The 10,264-nt window shown below is 51.1% G+C and carries 11 protein-coding genes and 1 pseudogene; 8 read left to right on the top strand and 4 right to left on the bottom strand.

The features are described 5' to 3' along the window. The 5 genes and pseudogenes from A918_RS0105845 to A918_RS0105825 all read left to right on the top strand — a co-directional run. Window positions 1-1,213 (top strand): annotated as a pseudogene (locus A918_RS0105845) (helicase-related protein); the annotation flags it as partial. A 380-nt stretch (window positions 1,214-1,593) separates the two neighbouring features. Then, complete coding sequence (locus A918_RS0105840; protein ID WP_022710152.1) at window positions 1,594-2,517, top strand: lytic transglycosylase domain-containing protein; 924 nt, start codon at window positions 1,594-1,596, stop codon at window positions 2,515-2,517. Window positions 2,518-2,826: 309 nt separating this feature from the next. Further along, window positions 2,827-3,162: a hypothetical protein gene (locus tag A918_RS21705; RefSeq protein WP_139316403.1), complete on the top strand. Its 336-nt coding sequence runs from the start codon at window positions 2,827-2,829 to the stop codon at window positions 3,160-3,162. Continuing rightward, window positions 3,144-3,359, top strand: coding sequence for a cold-shock protein (locus A918_RS0105830; RefSeq protein ID WP_022710150.1), 216 nt, complete (start codon window positions 3,144-3,146; stop codon window positions 3,357-3,359). Before A918_RS21705 ends, A918_RS0105830 begins: the two co-directional genes overlap by 19 nt. Window positions 3,360-3,889: 530 nt before the next feature. Beyond that, a complete protein-coding gene (locus tag A918_RS0105825) occupies window positions 3,890-4,372 on the top strand; it encodes a BA14K family protein (protein ID WP_028233446.1) in 483 nt (160 codons plus the stop codon). A 76-nt stretch (window positions 4,373-4,448) separates the two neighbouring features. Here A918_RS0105825 and A918_RS0105820 read toward each other — a convergent pair whose 3' ends face one another. Together A918_RS0105820 and A918_RS0105810 are read right to left on the bottom strand one after the other, a co-directional pair. Next, complete coding sequence (locus A918_RS0105820; RefSeq protein ID WP_022710148.1) at window positions 4,449-5,090, bottom strand: MBL fold metallo-hydrolase; 642 nt, start codon at window positions 5,088-5,090, stop codon at window positions 4,449-4,451. 365 nt (window positions 5,091-5,455) lie between these two features. Beyond that, window positions 5,456-5,737, bottom strand: a complete 282-nt coding sequence (locus A918_RS0105810) for a hypothetical protein (protein WP_022710147.1) — start codon at window positions 5,735-5,737, stop codon at window positions 5,456-5,458. A 311-nt stretch (window positions 5,738-6,048) separates the two neighbouring features. On the opposite strand from A918_RS0105810, the gene A918_RS0105805 reads away from it, so the two are divergent. From A918_RS0105805 to A918_RS0105795, 3 genes are all read left to right on the top strand, one after another. After that, window positions 6,049-6,570, top strand: a complete 522-nt coding sequence (locus tag A918_RS0105805; RefSeq protein ID WP_051138994.1) for a MarR family winged helix-turn-helix transcriptional regulator — start codon at window positions 6,049-6,051, stop codon at window positions 6,568-6,570. Window positions 6,571-6,709: 139 nt separating this feature from the next. Continuing rightward, the gene (locus A918_RS0105800; protein ID WP_022710145.1) at window positions 6,710-7,417 is read left to right on the top strand and encodes a response regulator; all 708 of its coding nucleotides are present in this window, start codon (window positions 6,710-6,712) and stop codon (window positions 7,415-7,417) included. Between the two features lie 89 nt (window positions 7,418-7,506). Next, window positions 7,507-8,802, top strand: a complete 1,296-nt coding sequence (locus A918_RS0105795; protein ID WP_051138995.1) for an ATP-binding protein — start codon at window positions 7,507-7,509, stop codon at window positions 8,800-8,802. Window positions 8,803-8,848: 46 nt separating this feature from the next. On the opposite strand, the gene A918_RS0105790 is transcribed toward A918_RS0105795, so the two are convergent. Beyond that, a complete protein-coding gene (locus A918_RS0105790) occupies window positions 8,849-9,196 on the bottom strand; it encodes a tRNA-binding protein (protein WP_028233443.1) in 348 nt (115 codons plus the stop codon). Window positions 9,197-9,464: 268 nt separating this feature from the next. Continuing rightward, complete coding sequence (locus A918_RS0105785; RefSeq protein ID WP_022710142.1) at window positions 9,465-9,965, bottom strand: YbjN domain-containing protein; 501 nt, start codon at window positions 9,963-9,965, stop codon at window positions 9,465-9,467. Window positions 9,966-10,264 lie beyond the last annotated feature (299 nt).

Genomic DNA, 10,264 nt, shown 5'->3' with positions numbered 1-10,264 from the left:
GCCGGTATTGAAAACTATTCGCGTTATCTCACCGGCCGCCAGCCGGGTGAGCCGCCGCCAACCTTGTTTGAATATATTCCGGATAATGCACTGGTTTTCATCGATGAAAGCCACGTTACCGTTCCGCAGATCGGCGGCATGTATCGCGGCGACTTCCGTCGTAAGGCAACGCTGGCGGAATATGGTTTTCGCCTGCCGTCCTGTATGGACAACCGCCCGCTGCGCTTTGAAGAATGGGACGCAATGCGCCCGCAAACCATTGCGGTCTCGGCAACCCCGGGCAAATGGGAAATGGAGCAATCCGGCGGCGTGTTTGCTGAACAGCTGATCCGCCCGACAGGTCTGATCGACCCGCCGGTGGAAGTGCGCTCCGCCCGCTCGCAGGTCGATGATGTGCTGGGTGAAATCCGCGAAACCGCGAAAAACGGTTACCGCTCGCTGGTAACCGTGCTGACCAAGCGCATGGCCGAAGACCTCACCGAATATCTGCATGAGCAAGGTGTGCGCGTTCGCTATATGCACTCGGATATTGATACGCTGGAGCGTATCGAGATTATCCGCGATCTGCGCCTTGGCACATTTGACGTTCTCATCGGTATCAACTTGCTGCGCGAAGGTCTGGATATTCCGGAATGCGGCTTCGTCGCTATTCTCGATGCGGATAAAGAAGGCTTCCTGCGTTCGGAAACTTCGCTGGTGCAGACAATCGGCCGTGCAGCGCGAAATGTCGATGGCCGTGTTATTCTTTATGCCGACACCATTACCGGCTCCATGCAGCGCGCGATGGAGGAAACCAGCCGCCGCCGTGAGAAGCAGGTTGCCTATAATACCGAACACGGCATTACGCCGGCCTCGGTACGCAAGAACATCTCGGATATTCTCAATTCCGTTTATGAGCGTGATCATGTGCGGGCAGATATCAGCGGCTTTGCCGAACAAGGCGGCATGGTCGGCAATAATCTCGGCGCGCATCTTGAGCATCTTGAGAAGAAGATGCGTGACGCCGCGGCCGATCTCGACTTTGAAACGGCTGCAAGACTGCGTGACGAAATCAAACGTCTGCGAGAAAAAGAACTGGCTATTGCCGATGATCCGCTGGCGCGTGAAGCGGAGCTATCCCTTGAACGACCGTCCAGAGGTGGCAGAACATCACCGTCGCCATCCCTGTTTAAAAAACCGTCGCTCGACAATATGGGACCCGGAACAGATATGGCGAAACCGCTCGGCCCGCAGAGCGACGACGATCCGGCTCCGGTCAGACGGCATCGTGCCGGTGCAGGCTCCTATGAAGATCCGGTAGATGTAAAGCGTAAAACCCGCCGCTCCGGCAAGACCGGACGTCCCGGCAAATAACGCCCTGCTTCTTGACCGTATTGACAGCACAAGACGGAAAACGCATGAAAGCGATGTGCGTTTTCCATTTCTTAGAGCGTCGCGCGCCCTTTCGGGCGTACAAAAATCGCTCTAACATTTTATATTTGCAGTATAATTTCACTTTAAACTCATTCAAGTTTAAGAAATTATGCTCTGGCATTAACATATGTCTCAAAACCCGCGCAGGACTTTTGCGATATATTCTGACAGGATCAGCCTATGCGCCTTCCGGCCGGATTATTTGCTGCACTCATGCTGTCTGTTCCGGTCTCTGGTCTGTCTGTTGCCTTTGCACAGGAGCAGCAGGAAAAACCAACCGAATCCGCCCCTCCCGTAACGGAGAAAAAACAGCGCGAGAAGTCTGACACCGCCGCAAAACCTGCGCCGGATGTTGCGCAAATCTGCCGCCTGATCGCTGGATCGGCTGAAAAACATGGCATTCCGCCGAATTTCTTTGCCCGCCTGATCTGGAAAGAAAGCCGTTTTGACCATCTGGCTGTCAGCCCTGTCGGTGCGCAGGGTATTGCGCAGTTCATGCCTTACACAGCCAAAGAACGCGGCCTGACCGATGCTTTTAATATTGAACAGGCTCTGCCCGCCTCGGCATCGTTTTTGAAAGATTTGCATGGCAGTTTCGGCAATTGGGGGCTGGCAGCAGCGGCCTATAATGCAGGGCCGACACGCCTGTCCAACTGGATGAAGAATGGCGGATTTCTGCCGCTGGAGACAGAAAATTATGTTCTCTCCATTACCGGAAAAAGCGTGGATCATTTCAGTACCGGACAAGAGCTGACTGACACGCCGCTGGATGACAAGCTGCCCTTTCAGCAAGCCTGCCAGCTCCTGCCCGTCATCAAATCCCGCTCAATCTCTATGGCACAGCTTAATCCGTTTCCATGGGCGGTTCAGGTGGCAGGAAATTTCCGTCAAAGTGTTGTCAGTGCGCAATGGAACCGCTTGCGCAAACAGAATCCGAAACTGTTCGCCGGTCGGGAAATCTATATATCGCGTGTGCGCAGCCCGATCGGCAGAAGAGGAATCTATGTCGCCCGCCTCGGTGCGAACAGCCGTCAGACAGCGGATAATCTCTGCCAGACCATCAGAATCAGTGGCGGCTCGTGCATCATTCGCAGAAACCGCTGAAACTTTCAGAGCCTTTGGCGACAATGAAAGTGAAATACACGGGGCTGCATCACTTTCCGGAATAAGCGACAACCCGAATACACAACCGGAATGCCAGCAATTGTTCAATTTCAGCAGTGAAAACAACGCTCTTTAAAATCGAAAGCAGCCTTTTCGTGTATTTTTTTCTCAAAATATGCGATTTTTTAAGTGATCCGACTTCTTCCAACCATAAAGAACTACATAATTCAGTTATTATACAACAATTTTCAAAACTAAATAAAACTTAAGTCATCTTGAATTTCTTTTTAGTGAAGTATCTTTGTATTTATGACTATTTATTTTTTATTACAGCCCATCTTGGCAAAGAAAAAACAGCGTCATAACAAAAATTTGCTTGCCAAATACCTCTCTATAGATCAGTCTTCAAATGTTCGGGCATTTGGCGAACAATGGAAGACTGGAAGAACGGCGCGCCGGAACCGCTATAAGCTCCGGGTCAGGCAACTGACAATGATCGGCTCCTTTCCTGATTTCGATAACTGCCTGCATACCCCTACCGCTGGGCGTGTGGTGCGCATAGCGGTTCGAAAAATTCCGTTGCGGCTGAAAGGCCAAGACGGCGCCAAGGAAAAGGAACGTATCCCATGGCACAAACCGGCGTAGTCAAATTCTTTAATGGTGAAAAAGGCTTTGGCTTTATCAAACCGGATAATGGCGGACCAGATATTTTCGTACATATCTCTGCTGTTCAGGCTTCCGGCCTCACAAACCTCGCTGACAATCAGAAAGTTTCTTTCGAAACTGAACCGGATCGTCGCGGCAAAGGCCCTAAAGCTGTAGACATCAGCATTACCGAGTAAAAAGCACCAACTGCCTATATATGATTTCTGCGTGACATTCTCACAGAAGTCAGATTGCAAGCAGTGCTTTATCCAGAAACCCCGGTTACGCCGGGGTTTTTTATTATCTGCAGAACGGCTCCTGTGAGCGCTCGCTGTTCACTTTCTGATACAGTCTGAAAACCAAAAAAGACGGCTCAAACCAGCACGCAGAGCATTGCGGGATTGATCCTTTCATTAGAGAGTCTCCTATCCCGTTGTTTTCATGAATGTCTTACAGCTGAAGCCCGCCTCCCTCTAAGCAATGTGTCCGCACACTCTCAAGGCACATGAAGCCATGTTTTCAAATCCACGCTGCTTGTCATTAATCGTGACATACGGAGATATTTAAAAAGCTGAACATTCCCCCTATTTTCTGTTCAGCAAGCATTCATATGCCCTGCTTTAATGATTGGTCATCATCTTATCACAGCACATAAAGTTGCTGCTGAGAGAAGACCAAAACCGGCATTGCCGAATGCGTATAGCTTCGTAAGGAGGCACAGATTATGATGAATAAGTTGACCAAGACCGCTCTGATCGCAGGCCTCTCCATTGCCACGATAGCCGGCAATCTTTCAGTTGCATCCGCTGATGACTGGGGACGCCGCCACGGGGGCTGGAACAATGGTGGCTGGAATCATGATAATGGCTGGCGCAACCGTGACAGAGACTGGGATCGCCGCCGTGATCGCAACAATGCGATAGCCGCAGGCGTGCTTGGCCTTGCAGCCGGTGCGATTATCGCCGGGGCCATGTCGCAGCCGCAACCGCAGCCTGTTTATCGTGAACCGATTTACAATGCACCGCCACCGCAGACTTTCTACCCTGCCCAGCCGGCACGCGGAAATTATGGCCGCGACTACCGTGGCTCTTACCAGCCATGGACACGCGAATGGTATAACTGGTGCTCCCAGAAATACCGCTCCTTTAATGCCCAGTCCGGTACATTCCGTGGCTATGATGGTCAGGATCACTTCTGCGTCGCAAACTGATCCCGTTCAGATGAAAAAACCGCCGGTCACTCCGGTGGTTTTTTTATGAGAGTTTTGGGTGCCCGTGGCAACTCAATTACACCAGAAACGGATTGCCTCTGCGCTCATCACCAAAGCGACTGCCTGCGCCATGGCCGCAGATAAAGCTGAATTCATCACCAAGCGGCAGCAGCTTCTCCTTGATGGAGCGGATCAATGTATCATGATCTCCGCCCGGCAAATCCGTACGGCCCACTGATCCGTTGAACAAGACATCACCGACAATTGCAAAATGCATGGCTTTATTGATGAAAACCACATGCCCAGGTGAGTGCCCCGGACAATGCAAGACTTCAAAATTCTCACCGGCAACCTGTAAAACATCACCTTCTTTCAGCCAGCGATCCGGCTGAAAATTGCGGAAGCCGTCTCCCAGACCAAATTTGGCCGCCGAGGCTTCCACATTGTCGTAGAGAAACGCATCCTCTTCCTGTGAACCGATAATCGGCACCTGCAAAGCATCACGCAGATCAGCGGCAGCACCGATATGATCGACATGACCATGGGTGATCCAGATCTCTTCGATCTTCAGCTGATTGTTCTCGATCACTTCTTTCAGCGCATCAACATCACCGCCCGGATCAACAACAACGCCTTTTTTACTGTCCTTATCGAACAGGATTGTGCAATTCTGCCGAAAAGGCGTGACTGCCACTATGATTGCCTGAAGCTTGCTCATTTATCACCCGATTATCGTTTGCGTGCTCTGACCGGTTTTCGTTTTGCCTAGAGCGCCGTGTGCCAGATCTGGCACACAAAGGACGCTCTAACACTTTAAAATTCGCACATGTCTGGTTCAAATGGATTCATTTGAGTTCCCGCGAACATGCGCCACAGAAGGATCCAGAGTAAGTGCCATGCGTATAATTAAGCGCGGCACACTCTGGTGCAAACAAAAAGGACAGCCGTAGCTGTCCTTTATATAGGCCGGATAAATCAAAAAAGCAGCGCATCGCGCACCGCCTGAAGAAAAAACATATTCATAAGACCGGCATGACATCCCGCCCTGCCGGTCATAAGGTAATTAATCCCGAGTTTTTACGGTCAGGCTTTATTAGCCATGCTGTTTTTAATCAGACCGATCACGGCTGTCAGAACGGCACCACCGGCACCGCCGCCGATCAGCTGTCCGACAATACCGCTCAAAGCAGAATCGACACCGCCACCGGCCAGCATTGGCAGAAGCTGACCGAGGATCAAACCGCCGATACCACCGGCAACTGTATTGCCTGTTGTTCCAAGGCTGAGATTCTTAACTGCACCGGCCAGATTGCCGCCGACAGCACCGGCGACTAACTGTACAAGAATAGGAATAATGGCATCCATAATTGTCACCCCAATTAATGTTAAACATCAAAGTAGAACGCCTTGACATCTTGATGATGACAAGAAAAAGGAGACTGTCAATTCTTATAATTATTACCTGATAAATTCAGCATGTTTCATCCCTCCGGAACTGCCCGCAATCATACAGTTTCACACAGAATCAGATTTAAACGGCAGATAGTGTGAAAATGCAGGATGTTGCGCCGCAAAATATTGCCATGATTGTTTCTAAAGCAGATAATGGAAAGTAAGATGCAGATAATCTATCCGCATAGCAAACAGGCTGATAGAACTAGCAGGCTGAAATATGAATGAACCGGAGACCGGACGTGCGTTTCAATCACAATGATACTACTATTCGTGCTGCCCTCTCAGAAGATGAGGTCAACGATCTGGGCATCATTGAACTTCTGTTCTTTTCCTATCGCGATTTTACAGCTGATCCCGATAAGCAGCTTGAAACCATGGGCTTCGGCCGCGCGCATCACCGTGTGTTATATTTCGTCAACCGCAAGCCCGGCATGAGTGTTGCGGAACTGCTGGATGTTTTGAAAATCACCAAGCAAAGCCTTGCCCGTGTTCTGAAACAACTGGTCGATAACGGCCATATTATCCAGCTGACCGGTGAAACCGACCGCCGCCAGCGGGAATTATATCCGACTGTTTCCGGCCGCGAGCTTATTCTTTCTCTGACACAACCACAGTCAAACCGCATTGCCGCGGCTCTGGCTGAAAGCAATGTCACGGAAAAACAAATTATCCAGAATTTCCTGAAAGCCATGGTCAACAGCGACCAGCGCGATCAGATCGACAGCCTGCCGCTCAGCCGGTAAATATAAACAGCCTTCATTCACATAGTGTGTATATCCGAAGGCCGTGCACACAGATAAACAGACTGCAGAAGCCGAGATAACAAGCTGAATACACGCCTCGCCTGAGGCAGGAAAAGCTCTGTACTGAAAGGGTAAACCAATGACCAGCGAAGACACAATTCTGTCCGACGATGCCCCGCACCTGCTGGTGGTTGATGATGATACCCGTATCCGCAGCCTGCTCTCGCAATATCTGAGCACCACCGGTTACCGTGTCACAATGGCAGCCAATGCGCAGGAAGCCCGCCGCAAGCTCGAAGGCATTGATTTCGATCTCATTATTCTCGACGTCATGATGCCGGGCGAAAGCGGTGTGGAACTGACCCGCTCGCTGCGTGAGCAGAAAAATGTACCCATTCTGATGCTCACCGCGCTTTCAGAAACTGACAGCCGTATCAGCGGCCTCGAAGCCGGCGCCGATGATTATCTCTCCAAGCCGTTTGATCCGCGTGAACTGACACTGCGCATCAATAATATTCTGCGCCGCGGTGCCCAGCCGACACAGCATATTATTGAGCAGATTGTTTTCGGTCCTTACACTTTTTCCATTCCGCGCAAGGAACTCAAACAGGGCGGCGAAGTTATCAAACTGACGGATCGTGAACAGGATATTATGACGATCTTCGCTGAACGCGCCGGTGAGACAGTGCCGCGTCATGAACTGACAGGTCAGGACGGGGAAGTCGGAGAAAGAACAATCGATGTGCAGATCAACCGTCTGCGCCGCAAGATTGAAGTCGATCCTGCCAATCCGATCTGGCTGCAAACAGTGCGCGGCATCGGCTACAAGCTGAGCATTGAGCAATAAAAGCGCTCGTCGCCAATAACAGAATCCTGACGGACAGGAGAAAATAGCAGTTGCTCTGGAAAAGGTTTTCCGACTGGCTGGCATTGCGTATGCCCAAGCGGCTTTATGCGCGCTCGCTCATCATCATCATCGCTCCGATGGTGCTGTTGCAGTCGGTTATTGCCTTCGTTTTTATGGAGCGACACTGGCAGATGGTCACAGAGCGTCTGTCCACTGCGGTTGTGCGCGATATTTCTGCTATTATTGATATTCTGGAAACCTATCCGCAGGAACCTGATTACGCGAATATCATCCGCATTGCGCAACAGCGGCTGGATCTCAACGTATCTGTTCTGCCACCCTCGCCGCTGCCGCCGCCGGGACCAAAGCCGTTTTTCTCCATCCTTGATTATTTTCTTAATGAGGAAATCACCCGCCAGATCAATCGCCCGTTCTGGATTGATACGGTCGGGGATTCTGACTTGGTAGAAATCCGCATTCAGCTGGATGACAAAGTCTTACGTGTTTTTGCCAAGCGCAGTCAGGCTTATGCATCCAATACGCTGATCTTCCTCACATGGATGATCGGTACGGCACTGGTTTTGCTGACCATTGCGATTGCCTTCCTGCGCAATCAGATCAAACCGATCCAGCAATTGTCAGAAGCGGCGGAAAGTTTCGGTAAAGGCCAGCCCATGCCTGTCGGCTTCCGACCCCATGGCGCTGAAGAAGTACGCAAGGCGGGCATTGCCTTCATCCAGATGCGCGAACGCATTGAACGGCAGATTGAACAGCGTACAGCCATGCTCAGCGGCGTGAGCCACGATCTGCGCACCATTCTCACGCGCTTTAAATTGCAGCTGGCCATTGCAGGCAGCAAGATTGATACGGTGCCGCTCAATCAGGATATTACCGACATGCAGAATATGCTGGAAGGCTATCTGGCTTTTGCCCGCGGTGAAGGCAGCGAGGAGCAAGGCTTTCTGGATCTGCAAATCCTCATCACAAAACTGGAAGAAGAAGCGCGGCTGCGCAATCGCGGTTTCTCCGCCGAGATACACGGCAACAGCAATATTCACGTCCGCCCGAATGCGTTCACACGGCTGGTCAGCAATCTCGTCGGCAATGCTTTCCGCTATGCGCAATCCGTGCATTTAACGGCAACCCATGAGAATGACTGGCTGACCATTGTTGTCGATGATGACGGCGCGGGTATACCGGAAGACAAGCGGGAAGAAGTTTTCAAACCCTTTGTCCGTCTGGATGAAGCCCGCAATCAGGATGCAGGCGGCACAGGTCTGGGCTTAGCGATTGCCCGCGACATCGCCCGCAATCACGGCGGCGATATCACACTGGACAGCAGTCCGACCGGCGGTCTGCGCGCCATTGTCAGCATTCCTGCCTGATGCATTCTCAAGCGGTTTAAATGAGACAGCGTAACGCGGTATAAGACTAGATTAGCTTCTGCCCGTTCGGCACATTCCGCTCTGTTGCCGCCAAGACAATATCGCCATTTTCATCGGCAAATCCGAGCGTCAAAACTTCGGACATAAACGGACCGATCTGGCGCGGCGGGAAATTGACAACGGCCAGAACCTGACGGCCGACCAGCGTTTCCGGCGTATAATGAACAGTAATCTGTGCGGATGATTTTTTAATACCGATCACATCGCCGAAATGAATTTTCAGCTTATAAGCAGGCTTGCGGGCTTTGGCGAAAACTTCCGCTTCAATAATCGTACCGGTGCGGATATCGACTTTTTCAAAATCCGCAAAACTGATTTCCTGCTGCTCAGACACGACACCCCCGCCCATACTTGTAGAGCGTGTCGCGTGTAATTTTATCCACTGCGCCCGCTCTGTCTCCAAGTTTTTACACATGTCACTATCGGAAAACCGGTAGCCGCTTTTCCGCGACATGCGCTAGATCATAGTTCCTTAAACTTAGATCAGTTTAAGGTAAAATTATGCTCTAATTTTAAAGTGTTAGAGCGAGTTTTGTGTGCCAAGTCTGGCACACGGCGCTCTACCGCTGCCATTTTAAACAGGCAACGCTTGTTTTATCACCTTAAGCTCGGCCAACCGTTTCAAACAGCACGCCCTGCAAAGCTTCTTTCGCCGGCACACCCGACCAGACTACAAACTGGAAAGCCTGATAATAGCATTCACAGGCTTCCAGCGCGCTGGCCAGCAATACTTCGACCTGACGGCTGGTTGGCTTAGCGCCGCCTGCCAGCAACAGGGACTGGCGATACATAATCGCCCCTTCCTGACGCCACAGATCAAAATGCCCCATAAGCAGCTGCTCATTAATCAGAGAGAGCAGACGCATGACTTCATTCACGCGCGGCTCACTCACCTTTACATCAAAGGCGCAGGCCAGATGCAGCGCTTCAAACTCTTCCATCCACGAGAATGAAAGGTGATAATCTGTCCAGTTACCGACAACAGAAACTGCAATCTCATCGTCACCGGTACGGTCAAAAGCCCAGTCATTGGCATGCGCAACCTGTTCAATGACATCCACCGGATGTGCATCGCGAGCGATATCGAGCTCAAGAAGGTTCATGTTCGTTCCCTGTTTTTGGGCTTACTCGCAAGAGTAAAACCCGGATTCCGGCTGTCATAAACACGCAGCCGGAATGTATCCTCCGCAGCAATTGCCACAAAAAAGACACACTGGTTAATAGGCCGAGACAAATGTTGCCAAACGCTGCAACCCCGCCTCCAACACACGCGCAAACACATGACTGTTACACTGATGCATCAACCGGATCTGTGCGGCTGAACTTATTGTCCTGCCGCTCCCCGCTTCTGCCATGCTTCATGACTCAATTACGAATCATGCAGTGTTTTCAGTCTATTGAT

This window comes from Pseudochrobactrum sp. AO18b, assembly GCF_000409565.1.
In the GTDB taxonomy this organism is placed as follows: Bacteria; Pseudomonadota; Alphaproteobacteria; order Rhizobiales; family Rhizobiaceae; genus Pseudochrobactrum; species Pseudochrobactrum saccharolyticum.
The sequence above is the reverse complement of the archived record's forward strand: the minus strand, read 5'-3'. Positions and strand labels throughout refer to the sequence as shown.